Source organism: Desulforhopalus singaporensis (assembly GCF_900104445.1).
Taxonomy (GTDB): Bacteria; Desulfobacterota; Desulfobulbia; order Desulfobulbales; family Desulfocapsaceae; genus Desulforhopalus_A; species Desulforhopalus_A singaporensis.
This window is the reverse complement of the sequence record NZ_FNJI01000011.1, coordinates 1-15,743: the sequence shown is the minus strand read 5'-3', so window position 1 is coordinate 15,743 and position 15,743 is coordinate 1. Positions and strand designations below refer to the sequence as shown.

Annotated in this window: 14 protein-coding genes; 4 read left to right on the top strand and 10 right to left on the bottom strand. The window is 55.0% G+C overall.

The genetic code is table 11. The annotated features are described in order from the left end of the window. Positions 1–311: 311 nt before the first annotated feature. The 4 genes from BLQ17_RS09150 to BLQ17_RS09140 form a co-directional block, all read right to left on the bottom strand. On the bottom strand, positions 312–1,232 hold the full coding sequence (locus tag BLQ17_RS09150; protein ID WP_092222071.1) for an electron transfer flavoprotein subunit alpha/FixB family protein: 921 nt from the start codon (positions 1,230–1,232) through the stop codon (positions 312–314). A gap of 16 nt (positions 1,233–1,248) precedes the next feature. Then, complete coding sequence (locus BLQ17_RS09145) at positions 1,249–2,019, bottom strand: electron transfer flavoprotein subunit beta/FixA family protein (RefSeq protein WP_092222279.1); 771 nt, start codon at positions 2,017–2,019, stop codon at positions 1,249–1,251. Between the two features lie 142 nt (positions 2,020–2,161). Continuing rightward, entirely contained in the window at positions 2,162–2,332 is a 171-nt protein-coding gene (locus BLQ17_RS22565; protein ID WP_176761157.1) for a hypothetical protein, read from the bottom strand. Positions 2,333–2,432: 100 nt separating this feature from the next. Then, positions 2,433–3,578, bottom strand: coding sequence for an acyl-CoA dehydrogenase (locus tag BLQ17_RS09140; protein ID WP_092222069.1), 1,146 nt, complete (start codon positions 3,576–3,578; stop codon positions 2,433–2,435). Here BLQ17_RS09140 and BLQ17_RS09135 point away from each other — a divergent pair. Further along, the gene (locus BLQ17_RS09135) at positions 3,577–3,765 is read left to right on the top strand and encodes a hypothetical protein (RefSeq protein ID WP_092222067.1); all 189 of its coding nucleotides are present in this window, start codon (positions 3,577–3,579) and stop codon (positions 3,763–3,765) included. The genes BLQ17_RS09140 and BLQ17_RS09135 overlap by 2 nt on opposite strands. A gap of 32 nt (positions 3,766–3,797) precedes the next feature. Here the strand turns inward: BLQ17_RS09135 and BLQ17_RS09130 are convergent, their stop codons facing one another. The 3 genes from BLQ17_RS09130 to BLQ17_RS09120 all read right to left on the bottom strand — a co-directional run bounded on the left by BLQ17_RS09130 (position 3,798) and on the right by BLQ17_RS09120 (position 7,732). Further along, positions 3,798–4,658 carry a 3-hydroxybutyryl-CoA dehydrogenase gene (locus tag BLQ17_RS09130; protein WP_092222065.1) on the bottom strand — a complete coding sequence of 287 codons (861 nt, stop codon included), beginning with the start codon at positions 4,656–4,658 and terminating at the stop codon, positions 3,798–3,800. A 60-nt stretch (positions 4,659–4,718) separates the two neighbouring features. Continuing rightward, entirely contained in the window at positions 4,719–6,011 is a 1,293-nt protein-coding gene (locus BLQ17_RS09125; protein ID WP_092222063.1) for a thiolase family protein, read from the bottom strand. 104 nt (positions 6,012–6,115) lie between these two features. After that, positions 6,116–7,732, bottom strand: a complete 1,617-nt coding sequence (locus BLQ17_RS09120; RefSeq protein WP_092222061.1) for an AMP-binding protein — start codon at positions 7,730–7,732, stop codon at positions 6,116–6,118. A gap of 411 nt (positions 7,733–8,143) precedes the next feature. Here BLQ17_RS09120 and BLQ17_RS09115 point away from each other — a divergent pair, with 411 nt between their 5' ends. The 3 genes from BLQ17_RS09115 (at position 8,144) to BLQ17_RS09100 (ending at position 12,613) form a co-directional block, all read left to right on the top strand. Next, entirely contained in the window at positions 8,144–9,469 is a 1,326-nt protein-coding gene (locus BLQ17_RS09115; protein ID WP_245695078.1) for an acetyl-CoA hydrolase/transferase family protein, read from the top strand. Between the two features lie 234 nt (positions 9,470–9,703). Continuing rightward, the gene (locus BLQ17_RS09105; protein WP_092222056.1) at positions 9,704–11,938 is read left to right on the top strand and encodes a cache domain-containing protein; all 2,235 of its coding nucleotides are present in this window, start codon (positions 9,704–9,706) and stop codon (positions 11,936–11,938) included. Positions 11,939–11,950: 12 nt separating this feature from the next. Next, the gene (locus tag BLQ17_RS09100; protein WP_092222054.1) at positions 11,951–12,613 is read left to right on the top strand and encodes a response regulator; all 663 of its coding nucleotides are present in this window, start codon (positions 11,951–11,953) and stop codon (positions 12,611–12,613) included. A 103-nt stretch (positions 12,614–12,716) separates the two neighbouring features. Here BLQ17_RS09100 and BLQ17_RS09095 read toward each other — a convergent pair whose 3' ends face one another. The 3 genes from BLQ17_RS09095 to BLQ17_RS09085 all read right to left on the bottom strand — a co-directional run bounded on the left by BLQ17_RS09095 (position 12,717) and on the right by BLQ17_RS09085 (position 15,672). Beyond that, entirely contained in the window at positions 12,717–13,769 is a 1,053-nt protein-coding gene (locus BLQ17_RS09095) for a radical SAM protein (protein ID WP_092222052.1), read from the bottom strand. Between the two features lie 398 nt (positions 13,770–14,167). Further along, a complete protein-coding gene (locus BLQ17_RS09090; RefSeq protein WP_092222050.1) occupies positions 14,168–14,473 on the bottom strand; it encodes a hypothetical protein in 306 nt (101 codons plus the stop codon). 287 nt (positions 14,474–14,760) lie between these two features. Further along, on the bottom strand, positions 14,761–15,672 hold the full coding sequence (locus BLQ17_RS09085; protein ID WP_092222277.1) for a glycyl-radical enzyme activating protein: 912 nt from the start codon (positions 15,670–15,672) through the stop codon (positions 14,761–14,763). Positions 15,673–15,743 lie beyond the last annotated feature (71 nt).

Sequence of the window (15,743 nt, the reverse complement as noted above, 5' to 3'; positions counted from 1 at the left end):
TTACCATCTGCAATAACGGTTCTTATATGAAGGTATTACCGGGCGTTGCTCCCTGATAGTTACCTGTTTTTCTTCTCAGCTGAAAAAGAACAAGATGGGAGCAGTGTTACAGAGCATAGATGAAAATCATTGCCGGATATGTACCGTTATTGTTCTGAATAGTATTGTTATTCATTGGTCCCTGTCAAGACTTGCCAGTCTTCTGGAACCAGTTACAGAACAATAACGGGGCGGGGACAAGAACAGCAGTGATCGGCGGGAAAGTCTAGCTCCGTCCCCGGAAGAATGGACCCTTCCGGGGACCAGGGGGATCACCGCGCCTGGATTTTTTCAGTGAGAACGGGAACCAGCTGCTTCAGGTCGGCCACCGCAAAAACATCGGCGACCTCGCCGATAGGTGCATCACGGTCGGTGTTGATAGCCACCACAAACTCCGATTTTTTCATACCGGCAAGGTGCTGCACCGCCCCGGAAATACCGCACGCCACGTAGAGTTTCGGGGAGACGGTCAGTCCGGTTGTACCCACCTGGCGATTGTGTTCGACCCACTCCGAGTCCACCACCGGTCTGCTGGCGCCGTATTCCCCGCCGAGAGCCCTGGCGAGCTCGGCTATAATGGGCACGTTTTCCGGTTTACCGATCCCCCTGCCGGCGCTGACGATCACCTCCGATCTGGTCAGGTCAACCCCGGTGCGTTCCGCCGCTTCGTAGCCCGTCAACCTGCTGTTTCCGGTATATTCGGCGCTGACCGCAATGATCTCGGGAGTTCCGTCGGGATCAGAGCCGAGGGGAAAAGCCCCCGCCTGGAGGGTGACGACCACCGGTTTATCAGTAATTTCGACAGTTCTTGAGAGTTTTGAGTTACAGGCAGGAACTGTCAATTTACCATCTTGTTCCGCCACAACCTCAGAAATCTGGGCGGCCTTGAGCCCAACTGCCAGTCTCGGTGCCAGGTCCCACCCGTAGGAACTGTGGCAGAAGACGATCATATCCGGCTGCTGTTTTTTCACCACGTCTTGCAGCAAACGTTTGTGCAGTCCGGGATTGTATTCGCCGCATTCCGATGCCTCCGCAAGATAGAGGGGACCCTGGAAGCGGGGAAGTTCTCCGGAGCCGTTGCCGACAAGAAACATCGCCATTTCCGGTCCGAACCGCTTGGCAAAGGCTATCAGCTCGGTGTAATTTTCCTGCAGGGTGTCCTGTCTGTATTCAGCCACCAGTAAGGTTTTCATGATCTTGTTCTCCCCGTTACGCGAGCACGCTGGTTTTTTCTTTGATGATCGCAAGCAGCCTCTCGGCGATATCTTCCACCTGCCCATCGAGATAAAGGCCCCCGCCCTGCTTGACGGGAACGGACATTGCGCCCGGTTGCTGAAGGCTGCCGACCCTGTTGAGTTCATCACCGTCAACAGTGACCATCTCCTTTTTCTTGGCCTTCATGATATTTGGCAAGGTGGGGTAGCGTGGAATGTTGAGTCCGAGCTGGCAGGTAACAACGGCCGGAAGCGGCGCCTCAACAACCGCCTTGACACCGCCTTCCAGCTCACGTCTGACCGTGATCCTGTGCTGGTGGTAATCAAAGCCGACGATTGTGGTGATCCCCTCCATCTCCAACAGTTCTGCGACAATGACGCCTACCTGTGCACTGCCACGGTCCTGGGACTGCATGCCGGTAAAAATCATGTCAAATCCTTTGTCTTTTGCAAATTCCGCGATCATCGAACCGATCTCGAACGAGTCCCTGAGATGGCAGAGGTCGTCGCTGATATGCACCCCCCGATCGCATCCCATGGCCAGCGCCTTTTTCATGGTCTCCTTCACCCGTTCCGGACCGATAGAGAGTACGGTGAGGTCCCCTCCGGTCTGCTCTTTCAACTGCACCGCCTGTTCCACGCCATATTCGTCATACTCGTTCATCCGCCAGGCAAGTTCGTCCCGTTCATACCAGAGGCCGTCGCCATCTATTTTAAATTTTGATTCCATATCCGGAACCTGCTTGATGCATACCAGAATTTTCATTTTCATCCTCCCGCTGTTTCCGCCCTTTGAACGACACGCTATCCTGTTGACAAGTCGGGCAAAGGGCGTGGTCTGTACAGCTTGGCTTAACTGATGGTTGTGTCGGCAAGCAGTGTGGTCGGGCTCTTTTTTCCGTTTATCTTTAAAGCCGCTCGACCAGGACTTCCGCAATATCCTTTGGCCTGAGCATGTCCTCGACCCCGGCCCCCTTGATGACGCCGTCCTCAAACAGGGTAAGACAGAAGGGGCAGTTGGAAACCAGGGTGGCGCCCCCATGGCCGACGTTCCAGTAAATCTCACGGCTGATTTCCATTGTTCACTCCAGACAAGGGTTGTATTGCGCAGGCGCCTGCTTGCCGGGCCGGTTTAACCGGCGCAGGATAGCTGCAATGTTTCAACAAATCTGGGAACAGTTACCGGGCAAGAGCCGCCCCGATCACAACACGCTGGATCTCGCTGGTTCCTTCGTAAATCTCGGTAATTTTCGCATCCCGCATCATTCTCTCAACCGGAAATTCGCGAGTATACCCGTAACCGCCGTGCAGCTGAACAGCCTGGGTGGTGACCTTCATCGCCGTCTCACTTGCAAACAGTTTTGCCATAGCCGATTCCTGGGAATAGGCGAGTCCGGAACTGGCGCGATAAGCGGCGTTGTAAACCATAAACCGGGCCGCCTCCACCTGCGTCGCCATGTCGGCCAGCTGAAACTGGACCCCCTGGAAAGCGGTCAGCGGTCTGTTGAACTGTTCCCTCTCCTTCACGTAGGCCCTGGTGGCATCCAGCGCTCCCTGGGCGATACCAAGAGCCTGTGAAGCGATGCCGATACGTCCGCCGTCAAGGGTTTTCATCGCTACCTTGAACCCCTGACCTTCCTCGCCCAGCAGGTTGAATCCGGGGATGCGGCAATTCTCGAAGACAAGCTCCAGGGTCGGGGATGAACGGATTCCCATTTTTTTCTCTTTCTTGCCGAAAGTGAAGCCGGGTGTACCTTTCTCTACGATGAATGCACTGATACCGTGATGTTTCTGCGCATCTTTGTCGGTACGGGCAAAAATTACATAGGTGTCCGCCTCACCACCGTTGGTGATGAACACCTTGCTGCCGTTGATAATCCAGTCATCGCCATCACGGACACCATAGGTTTTGGTCCCCCCAGCATCGGAGCCGGCGGAAGGTTCGGTCAGGCCGAAAGCTCCCATGGTCTCTCCCTGGGCAAGAGGGGTAAGAAATGTTTTTTTCTGTTCTTCACTGCCGAAAAGATAAATCGGGTTCGATCCGAGCGAGAGATGGGCCGAGAGGGTCACCCCGGTCGAGGCACACACCCGGGACAACTCCTCTACAGCGATGGCGTAGCTGATGTAGTCGGCACCGGCGCCGCCGTACTCCTCGGGAAAAACAATTCCGGTAAGTCCCAGTTCGGCAAGCCGGGAAAACATCAGCTCGCGATCGAACAACTCATTTTCGTCACGTTCATCGGCGGTTGGCGCCACTTCTGCTTCAGCAAAACTTCGTACCATGTCGCGAATAAGGTTCTGTTCTTCTGTCAACTCGAAGTTCATGATGATTCTCCCGTTTATTGTTTTTATCCGTCGCCTTCCCGGTCCCTCCGGCATTCAAGCGGGTACAACTCCCCTTCCCGTTCAGGCCGTGCTTGCAATCAGAAGGCTGTTATCTGTTTTTTCAAGATGTTGCGGCTGGGGCGAAAATATGATTATCAAGGCGGAATTTACCATCCGCCTTGAATAAAAGGTCGTCACGACACCGGCCCCTCGCATCCTCTACCGATCCCGGCTGTAGTCGTAAAATCCCCGACCGCTTTTTCTGCCGAGCCATCCGGACTCTACATATTGCCGCAGCAGCGGACAGGGACGATACTTCTGGTCTCCGAGTCCCTGGTGAAGGGTGTTGAGAATGGCCAGGCAGGTATCCAGGCCGATCAGGTCGGCAAGGGCAAGAGGCCCCATGGGATGGTTCATGCCGAGCTTCATTACCGTATCTATGGATTCTCTGCTGCCGACTCCCTGGTAGAGGCAGAATACAGCCTCGTTGATCATGGGCAGCAGGATACGGTTGGCGATAAACCCCGGATAGTCATGCGCCTCCGCCGGCGTCTTCCCCATAATGCGGGAGAGTTCAAGCGTGGTCCGGAAGGTCTCTTCCGAAGTAGGCAGCGCCCGTATGACCTCGACCAGTTTCATGACCGGAACCGGATTCATGAAGTGCATACCGATAATCTTCTCCGGTCGTCGTGTATTGGCGGCGATCCTGCCAATGGGAATCGAAGAGGTATTGGAGGCAAGGATGGTGTGCGCCGGACAATGTTTATCGAGCTGGCTGAATATTTCGTACTTGATCTTTTCAACTTCAGAAGCCGCCTCGACGACAAAATCAGCATCCTTCATGGCACTAATGTCCGTTGTGGTGATGATCCTCGCCGCTGCCGCTACAAAATCGTCGTGGCTGAGCCTTCCTTTTTCACAGTTTCTCGCGAGATTCTTACGAATCAGGGCCGCCCCCCGGCCGACAAAATCTTCGGATATGTCCTGAAGTATCACATGAAGCCCGCTTACTGCCGCCGTCTGGGCGATGCCGGCGCCCATCTGTCCTGCCCCGATAACGCCGAAGGTTCGTATCTGCATGTTGTTCTCCTGGTGGGAAATCTCACCGTTGCTGTTTTATCAAGAGGTTCAGTTGCCGTATCAATTCGGATTGGTAACCACCATCGCCATCCCCATACCACCGCCTATGCACATGGAAATGAGCCCGGTTCCGTACCCGTTTTTCTCTATCTGGTTAAGCGCGGTCACCATCTGGCGGGCGCCGGTGCAGCCGACGGGATGCCCCATGGATATGCCGCTGCCGCACCGGTTCGGTTTCTCGATATCGATACCGAGTTCGAGCATGCAGCCGATGGCCTGGGCAGCGAACGCCTCGTTGAGTTCAATCAGTTCGATATCGTCAAGTTCCATTTTGGCAAGACTGAGCGCCCGCCTGATCGCCGGCACCGGTCCGAGTCCCATATAGGCCGGATCAAGTCCGCCGGAGGCAAACCCCTCGATCACAGCCAGCGGCTTAAGGTCAAGTTCAAGGGCCTTAGTCTCGCTCATCAGCAGAACGGCTGCGGCCCCGTCGTTGATTCCGGAGGCGTTTCCGGCGGTTACCGACCCGTTTCTGTCGAACACCGGACGCAGGTTGGCAAGTTTTTCCATACTGGTCTGCATCGGCCGTTCATCCCTGTCGACGATGACCTCTTTATTGCGCGACATAAATGACACAGGAACGATCTCGTCGTTGAATAGACCGCTGTCGATTGCCGCAAGCGCCCGGTCATGACTGATCAGCGCCAGGCGGTCCTGATCTTCACGGCTGATCTGGTATAGGCGGGCAATGTTCTCTGCGGTCACCCCCATGTGATAGCCGTAGAAAATCTCGTAAAGGGCGTCATAGACCAGCAGGTCGTGCACCTCGCCGATACCGCTCACTTCCATCCGGTGGCCCCACCTTCCCTTCATCAGCGCCATCGGCACACGGCTCATGTTCTCCTGGCCGCCGGCGACAATGACGTCGGCCTGGCCGGTCATGATCGACTGGGCGCCGAGAGCGATCGCCTTGAGCCCGGAACCGCACACCTTGTTGATGGTAAACGCCGGTGTTTCCTTGGCGATGCCCGCCCTGATCATGGCCTGCCGGGCGGTGTTCTGTCCCTGTCCCGACTGCAGGACATTGCCCATGATCACCTCGTCTATTACCAGTTCACAAAGCGAAGAATCGTACCGTCCGCATTCCTTTTCGATATCCACCTGTTGCCGACCGGACAGCTTTTGCGGCACGGTATCGGCGTAGTCACGGGGGGGAACCGGTCGGACCCCGGCCCGGCAGAGGGTTTCGCGGATAACCGCAGCTCCCAGATCAACGACGGCCACATCCTTGAGGCTGCCCCCGAAGGCTCCTACCGCGGTCCTGCTTCCACTGACAACGACAACTTTTTCCATACCCTGCACGCCTCCTTCAGCTGTTAGAAATTATTGATCAAAAGCGGCCCACCGACCTCCGCTCATTGTTCCGGCATCTTGTCTTGAGTTATCGCCGGCGACTATCACTCATCACGCCCGGTCCCTGATGCTCTCTCACGATTGCGTAACTCGGCCTTGATTATCTTTCCGGTGGCCGTTTTGGGGATATTGCTGAATACCACGCTGTTCGGGGCTTTAGCCCCGGCAGAGTTGCGGACACAGAAGTCGATGATCTCTTCTGCCGCCGGGTTGGCCCCCTGCTTGAGCACCACAAACGCCTTCGGCACCTCTCCTTTTACCGGATCCGGTGCGGAAACGACGGCGACCTCGAAAACATCGGGATGCTGGTAGATCACATCCTCGATCTCACGGGAAGAGACGAGATCCTCGCCGCTGCGGATAATGTCGTCGGCTCTGTCGGCGATCTGGACGTAACCGTCCGGGTGAACCACCCCCAGGTCGCCGCTGTGGAACCAGCCGCCGCGGAAGGCATCCCCGGTCGCCTCCTCGTCCTTGTAGTAACCGAGCATGACGTTGTTGCCGCGCATGACCACTTCGCCAATGGATTTCCCGTCGGCCGGTACCGGCTGCATGGTCTCCGGATCGACCACGGACATGTGCACGGAGGTGGTATACGGCACCCCCTGGCGAGACTTCATCCTCGACACATTGTCAGGATCCAGCTCGACCCAGGATGACTGCCATGCGCAGATCGAGTGGGGGCCATGGAGCTCGGTGAGACCGTATACATGACTGATGTTGGCCCCAATCTCCTCCATCCCCTGGGCGACCGCCGGGGATGGCGAGGAACCGGCGGTGATGACCTGCAGGGGCCGGCGCAGCTTGACCCTCCGGGATTCCGGGTAGCATACCATCATCTGCAGCACGGTCGGAGAAGCGCACAGGTGAGAGACGCCTTCTTTTTCTATCAGGCGGAATATCTCTCTGGGACTGTTGCGCCGCAGGCAGACCTGGGTTCCGCCGACCGCCGTGACCGCCCAGGGGAAACACCACCCGTTGCAGTGAAATATGGGCAGACTCCAGAGATAGACACAATCCGGGGAGAGCGACGATTCGATGACCTCACCCAGGGAATGCAGGTAGGTGGAGCGATGACTGTACATAACTCCCTTGGGCCTGCCGGTGGTTCCGGAAGTGTAGTTGATGGCAATGAGCGCGTCCTCGCTGTCGATCCTGCCGGTTGTCAGAGCAACCGGGGCAGCGGTGTTCAAAAACGATTCATACTCGGGCCCCGACAGAACCGGGGAACCAGGATTTTCACAGATGTTGACCACCAGGCGAACTCCACCCAGATGGTCGATCACCGGCAGCAGCCGATCGCCGGACTCGTCATCGACAAACAGTGCTCTGGCGTCGGAATGGTCGATGATATAGTGGTATTCATTGCTGGTCAGCTGGGGATTGACGGTCACCAGGACCGCACCGAGCATGGGAACGGCGAAATGCGCCTCCAGTACCGGAGGCGTGTTGGGACAGATGAAGACGACCTTGTCACCGGCAGCTATTCCTGCCGCTTCCAGCGCACCGGCCAGCCTTGCAACCCGGTCAAGAAACTGCCGGTACGTATATTTTCGTTGTCCGTAAACAACAGCGACCTTGTCCGGATACACCTGCGCGCTGCGCTTGAGAAACGATACAGGGGTTAAAGTGTCGCGGTTGACGGAGGTTGAGTAAGACATCGTTGTGTTTCTCCTTCATTTCTGCCGGTTGAAAAAGGAAAAAACCACTGTTCTCATCCGGCTGCGGGTATGGTTGGCAAACCGGCAACAAGGTTATTTGATTCCTCCCTGCAAGGCAATCGGCAGGGAACCTATTCCTCTCTGCAGAATTTACTGAGGCGCCCTAGGTCCATAGCCTAGAGGACTTAAATTTACAAGGAAAACGACAGCTTACCCTCAGACAGGGTTGACGAAGAAAGGGGGAGCGGCAGGACTAGGTGATTAACCTAGAAAGATTCGGTAAAAACACCAGACAAATTTCAGACCCCAGCCGATTGCACGGAAATGTCAAGATCCTTTATGCTGTTCATCGACTATACCGGGAAACTGATACCGAGGACAACAACATCCCTATATGGAAGGAGAAACACAGTGGATTTCGGAAGAGCATACGACAACAGGTTGATGACGCCCAGTGATGCAGTTGAGATGATAAGCTCCGGTGATTGGGTTGATTACGGATGTTTTCTCGCCACACCGATAACCCTTGACAGGGAATTGGCGAAAAGGGTCGGCAAGGTAGAGGACGTGAAAATACGGGCCCTTGGCTTTCCGGGCCTGGCAGCTGTGGCCAAGGCTGACCCGGAAGGTAAAAGCTTCAGCTACAACAGCTGGCACTTTACCGGAGCCGACCGGAAACTGCACGACCAGAAATGCTGCAACTACATCCCCCTTCTCTACCATGAGGGACCGGGCTATTACGAAAAGAACGACATCAACACCGATGTCATGCTGCTCAGGACCACCCCCATGGACAGCAAGGGGTTCTTCAACTTCGGAGTGTCAAACTCTTTTACCCGCGCACAGATAGCGGCCGCCAGGAAGGTGATCGTCGAGGTCAACGAAAACATGCCCTACTGCTACGGCGGCAACGAGGAACAGATTCATATCTCCGAGGTGGACGGGGTTGTCGAAAGTGATCACGAGGAACTGTTCAGCATGGCCGACCCGGTAATTTCAGACGTCGATGAGCAGATTGCCGAGCTGGTCGTTTCCCAGATCGAAAACGGCTCCTGCCTGCAGCTCGGCATCGGCGCCATGCCCAACGCCATCGGCAAGCTGATATCCAACTCCAACCTGCGCGACCTCGGCGTCCATACCGAGATGCTTTGTGACAGCTATGTCGATATCTACGAGTCGGGCTGCATTTCAAACCGCAACAAGAGGCAGGATTACGGAAAATTTGTCTACACCTTCGCCCTGGGGTCGAAAAAACTTTACGATTTTCTCGACTGCAATCCGTCCTGCAGCAGTTATCCGGTAAACTACACCAACCATCTCAACAATATCGCCGCCAACGACAAGGCCATAGCCATCAACAACGCCCTGGAAATCGACTTGTTCGGCCAGGTCTCCTCGGAGTCGTGCGGCACCAGACATATCTCGGGTACCGGCGGACAGCTCGACTACACCTATGGCTGCTACCATTCCCGCGGCGGCAAAGCATTCATCTGCCTTGCCTCAAGCGTTGTCGACAAGGAAGGAAACCGGAAGTCGAGGATCAGGCCGTTTCTCGAACCCGGCACTATCACCACCCTGCCGCGGGTCATGGTCAACTACGTGGTCACCGAGTACGGGATGGTAAACCTCAAGGGCAAATCGACCTGGGAAAGAGCCAAGGCGCTCATTTCCATCGCTCACCCGGATTTCAGGGAAGAACTGCTGGAACATGCCAAGCGTATGAACATAAAGATGTAAATGAAAAAAAACAGTATCCGGCGGCCTACCGCCGGATCGCAAAACGAAGGGAAGAGGTTCACAACCCGGCTCTCCTCTCTGCCTGCCCTGAACCTCGCAACACTCCGGGATACTCTTCCCTTCCTTCTTTTTTATCCCGTATTTCCTTTGCCTGCAGGAGCAATAAGAGCTATAGAGAGAGTTATCGTCAGCCGGAATTCTTACAAATAACAGGTTCAGGGGGACTATTACAGGATGTTTTCCAAAACGCGAATCCGCAACAAGCTGCTGATCTCCTACTCGCTTTTGTACGCGCTTTCCCTGTTGATCGGATTCGCCACCTTCTATTTCATCATCCGTAACACCATCAAGGCCAATATCGAGAGCGAGCTCAACAATACCACAACGACCATCTACAACATGGTCAAGACCTCCGCCGCCGTATCCATCAAGAACTACCTGCGGAGCGCCGCGGAAAAAAATGTTGAGATCATAAACGGTTTCTACCGGGAACACCGCCGGGGGATCCTGACCGAGCAGGAGGCCAAGCAGCAGGCCGCCCATGTTCTTCTCAGCCAGACCATCGGCGAATCGGGCTATATATACTGTCTCAACGGCAACGGGATCGTGGTAGTCCATCCGTCAAAGGAACTGCTGCAGGCAGACGTTTCCGAATACTCGTTCGTCAAGGATCTGATCGTCAGAAAAAAAGGCTATCTTGAATACGACTGGAAAAACCCCGACGAACAGAGCCCCCGGCCCAAAGCCCTCTACACCATCTACTTCGAACCCTGGGACTGGTTTGTCTGCGTCTCGTCGTACCGGGAAGAGTTTAACGGACTGGTAAATATCGACGATTTCAGACAGAGTGTGCTCGACCTCAAATTCGGCAAGAGCGGCTATTCCTTTGTCATGGACGCCAGCGGTACCGCCATAATTCACCCCGAACTCGAAGGAATCAACATTCTGACCATCGAGGAGATCCCCAACGAGGGTCTTGAATACATACTCAAGAACAGGAAAGGCAGGATCGAATACCCGTGGAAGAACCCAGGCGAACAGCAGTCCCGCCGCAAATTCTGCATCTTCAACCACATCGAGGAGTACGACTGGTTCGTCGGCGCCGCCAGCTATTACGACGAATTCTACGGTCCCCTGAAAACCGTAACCATTCTCGGGTCGATAACCTTCGGCGTCACCATGCTGCTGGTCCTTTTATTGACCTTCGGCATAAGCGAATCGATCTCCGCCCCGCTCAGAAGGCTCATGGGCCACCTCTCCATTTCCATGGGTGACTTCAGCCAGCGTATGCCGGTTGCCTCCAAAGATGAGATAGGCGAACTGGCAAAGTATTACAATAACTTCATGCAGCAACTTGAAGAATACAGCAGCAACCTGCAGAACCAGATCAGAAGCCGGCGGGAGACCGAAAAAAATCTTCGGATAAGCGAAGCCCGTTACCGGCTGGTCATGGAGGCGGCCGCCGACCCCATAGTCATCTACGACATGGAAGGGAAGGTAACCTACTTCAACCCTGCGTTTCACAAAGTCTTCGGCTGGAGCCTTGGTGAATGCATGGGAAAAAAACTCGACCACTTCGTTCCGGAAGAAAACTGGCCGGAAACACAGCTCATGATCGAAGCCATCAAGGCCGGAAAGTCCCTTGAGGCGACCGAGACCAAACGATACACAAGCCGGGGCGATATCCGGACCGTCAGTATAAGCGGCGCCGCTTTTCGCGGGCACGATCAGCAACTCGCCGGAAGCGTGGTGATCCTGCGCGACATAACCGAAACCAAGAGACTGACCAAACGACTCATGGATATCGGTGATAATGTCCGCCAGGCCATAGGCCAGGACCTTCACGACGACCTCTGCCCCCACCTGATAGGTACCGGCGGGCTGGCGTCAGCCCTGAAAAAAACCATTGAGGACAACCACATCGAGGGAGCGCAACTCGCATCCCACATCATCGGACTGATCCATGAGGCGACTGAAAAGGCAAGAAACCTGGCCAGAGGACTATGTCCTGTGCACCTGGTCTCTTTCGGCCTGCAGTCGGCGCTGAAAGAGATCGCGGAAAAGACCACCGCTTCATCGGGGATCACCTGCTCGTTTGATGGCGACACCTCCATTGTCTTTAGCGACAACACCCTGGCGACACACCTCTACTATATCGTGCAGGAAGCGGTAAACAACGCGGTCAAACACTCCTGTGGTTCACGTATTGATATTTCCCTTTACCGAAAAGGGGGGTATACTCATCTGAAAATAACGGACAACGGCACGGGAATCGACATCGGCCGGAAAAACGGCGGCATCGGTCTCAGGATAATGCAGCACCGCGCCCTGGTTATCGGCGCGTTCCTCGAGATCACCACCCCGGAAGGGGGAGGCACCGTTATTCATCTGTTTATGAAAAACTCCGGGCATCAGGATACCACAAACACCGGAGACGGGACAGCCGGCCATTTCGCCATAGAGCCATGAACAGGGAAGAAGATGACACCGCTGAAAAAAAACAGGATACTGATCGTTGACGATCATCCCATATTCTGCCTTGGCATGACGGAACTCATCAACAAGGAAGAAGACCTTGAGGTTTGCGGCAGTATTGAACTGATGAAGAAGACTCCGGAGGCCATCGACAACCTCAAACCGGACCTGGTTATCATCGATATCTCCCTTAAAGACGGCAACGGAATCGAGCTGGTCCAGGAGATAAAGAAACAGTATGAAGGACTCCCGATGCTGGTTCTCTCCATGTACGACGAATCCCTTTATGCCGAAAGGGCTCTACTCGCCGGCGCCAGCGGCTACATAATGAAGCAGGAGGCGATATCGCAGGTGGTGGAGGCTGTGCGCAAGGTGCTCGGCGGCGACATCTATGCCAGCCAGAGCGTGAAGGAGAAGGTCTTCAAACGATTGACCAACCAGGCGGCGGGTGACAGCGGGTCGCCCCTGGACATCCTCACCAACAGAGAGCTGGAAGTGCTCAGGCTGATCGGCGAGGGATACTCCACCAAGGAGATCGCCGAACGTCTCCACCTGAGCATCAAGACCATCGGCACCTACCGCGAAAACCTCAAGGAAAAGCTGAAGCTCAAACACTTTACCGAGCTCGTCAAGTTCGCCGTCCACTGGTCCAACAAGATCCTCTATTAACAGGCCGGGTGGCTGTCGTCCACCGGCCGGACCTTCTTAAAAAAAACAACCCGGCTCCCGTGCAGGTCGGGCTGATTCCAGGCGCAAGACCGAAGAACCGGTGTCACAGGCGGATAAATTTTTCCTGCTGCCGGTCAAAAGCCAACCCCTGCTCGATCCGTTCCAGCACGAGGTCTTTTTCATCGGGAAACTGATACCCTTCGTAACCATGGGAGAAAACAAGGTCCCCCTTCGAGGTGCGCCAGTAGTTGCCGGCGTGGTCGAAGCAGACCTTCGAGGTGACCTCAAGAGCCGATATCATCAGTTTGAGTTCCTGAAGCTGTTCTTTCGGGGAGAGCAAAATCGTCTCGCCAGCCTTGACCTGGTCGTGTATCGGGGTGCCGGGAATGGGCCTGAAGGGCCGTGAACGGATATAGTGGGGGTTGACCTCATTAAGCACCCGCGCCGTATTGAGGGCATGCTGCCGGGACATCTCTTTGCCGCCCAACCCAGGCATCCAGTATTCGGAGACCTGAAACCCGGCGGCCATGGCTTTTTGCCCCCCGGTGACGTGTCCCTGGCTGTCCACCCCCTTTTTGATCCGCCTGAGTAGTTCGTCATCGCCGGTTTCCAGTCCCAGATGAACCCGGTCCAGTCCTGCCGCCCTGATAGCCTGCAGAGTTTCAGGAGATCTCTGGGCAATGGTCCTTGCCCGAGCATAGGTGGTTATTCTATCGATAGAGGGAAACGAGGCTTTCAGATAGCTCAGTACCTCGATCAGGTCGTCGGGGGGCATGATCAGAGAGTTGCCGTCCTGGATGAAGGCAGTTTTTCCGCCGGCAAGCAGCCATTGGATAAACATGTCGGCCCCCTGGTGATAGTTCAACTCGGGGCATCGGTCAACCAGGGCCAGTATAGCCTCCCTGGTAACCCGGCCGTTTCCGCCCAGACGGATCGATTCCGATTTCAGGTCGCCGGCCAAAGCCGCCATCGCATCGATGTCCGCTTTGATCTCATCCACGGGCCGCAGCTGAAACTTTTCCGTCTTGTACATGGCGCAGAAAGTACACTGGTTCCAGGGGCAGTTTCTGGTAAACCGAACCAGAAGAGATGCGCTCCCTCCTTCACTCGGGGGACGATACATTCCTGTCTCAAACTGATAACCGCTACTGTTCATGGGACCTCTTCTCTTCTTCGTTGAACCGGACATCGCTTTTCCGGATAGTTGCAAGCTGGTTCGGGTTGCCAGGAAATCACATTCGGGACAGCCGATGGCGACAATGATCTTTTCCCTGGGTTGATCGCTGCTGCAAGGTCATGGCAGTTTGATTACGCTGTCGACAGGATTGGCAGCTATCCTCCCGGGGCCACATGGTCGCTGCCATGCAGGGCAACAGCCATAATAAAGGGTTTGCACGATTTACTCCAGACTATAAATGAAATTTACCAGCCGCACCGCACACACCAAGGCCAAGCGGTGCGATCGAACCCCGTCAGCCCCGCCCGCCCCTGGCCTGATTTCACCTGCGCCTTCTATTGCCGGCCGGATGGTTACAACCAGGCCGCCGGGAAAAATTACGCAGTCTCAATTACCCTGAAAAACTGATCGGTCGGCAGCTGTCCGGTATCGCCGATCACCGACCTGAGCAACGCCACGTACTCCTCGTCTTTATCCATCTCACCATCAATCCTCTCATAGTCTGCCAGCGACCGATACCGTGTCTGGATGGTCGCCCACCCTCTCTGTCCTGCCAGGTTGTACATGAGCTCGACGGAGACTTCGGGAAATTTTTTCTCCAGATGACTCTTGGCTTTTACGAGCGCTTGAAAAAATTTCTCATAATCCTCACTGTATGCGACTTCTCTTTGATGTATGATCATTTTACTCTCCACACGTTTTTTTCTGCGCCATGGCACCGCCGGCAGTTGCTGCCGTAAATTCCTGAACCAATTCTAGCACCACATCGTGATATATGAAGAATAAGAAGCGGACTGGCCCTGTCAAGAGCATCGCCAAACCTGTGCGACTCTGGGCGCAGACAATAAAGGCGGAACCCAAGCGGCTCCGCCTTTAGTATTCTGACAAATCCTGTGTGGTATGCAGCCACCTTGCCAAGTAGCCAGGACAGTGGTGAAACAGAGCGGTACGGCCCACTCTCACATACCTGTTATCCGCCCACAGTCGCGCTCAGGCCGTATTTGGAAAATATCTCCACTATGGCTGACAAATCCTCGTTCCCAGGTTCTGAAATTTCCCCGGGATTATAGTACCTGCCTAGTTTTTTATACTTGTTCACCATAATGTTATGGTAAGGCAGCAGGTTGATGGTTTTGGCTGAACCTCCCTTTAACGAGGAGATAAAAGCGGCGGTTCGTTCGATATTGTCGATATCGTCATTGACTCCCCTGATCAGCGGAATACGGATATGTATCTCTGCTTCGGTCTCGGAGAGAAGACGCAGGTTGTGCAGGATTTTTTCATTGCCTACCCCCGTCCACTTTTTATGACGGTTGGAATCCATCATCTTAAGGTCGTACAGAAAGAGATCGGTGCGCCCGGCCACATCCAGCATCAGTTCGCTTGGTGCAAATCCGGTGGTATCCACCGCCCTGTGGATCGACCTCGCGCCCAGTTCATCCAGCAGGGCCTTGAGAAACTCAGGCTGGAGAAGCGGCTCTCCGCCGGAAATAGTCACGCCGCCCCCGGATTGATCGAAGAAAAGACGCTCTTTCTCGGCGATCTCTGCGATATCGACAACGGTTACCACCCTGCCTGACATCTCGGCAGCCTGGGTCGGGCATATCTTTGCACATTCTCCACAGCCGGTGCATAGATTCCTGTCGGTTACGATACCGTCAGGGGTAAGAAAACATGCATCCTCCGGGCAGGATTCAATGCAGTACTGGCAGCCGATGCACTTGTCCGGGTTATACATTTTTTCAACCTTCGGCGAGATACTCTCCGGGTTATGACACCACGCACAGTTCAGTGGGCACCCCTTGAGAAACACAGCCACCCTGATACCCGGACCGTCGTTAATTGCGTATTTTTTTATGTCAAAAACCAACCCCGTCACCATGGAAGCCCCACCTCCGTCACCCCCGCCGATCTTCTTTTTCGCCGTACTCCCCTGAAACTCCGGAGAAACAG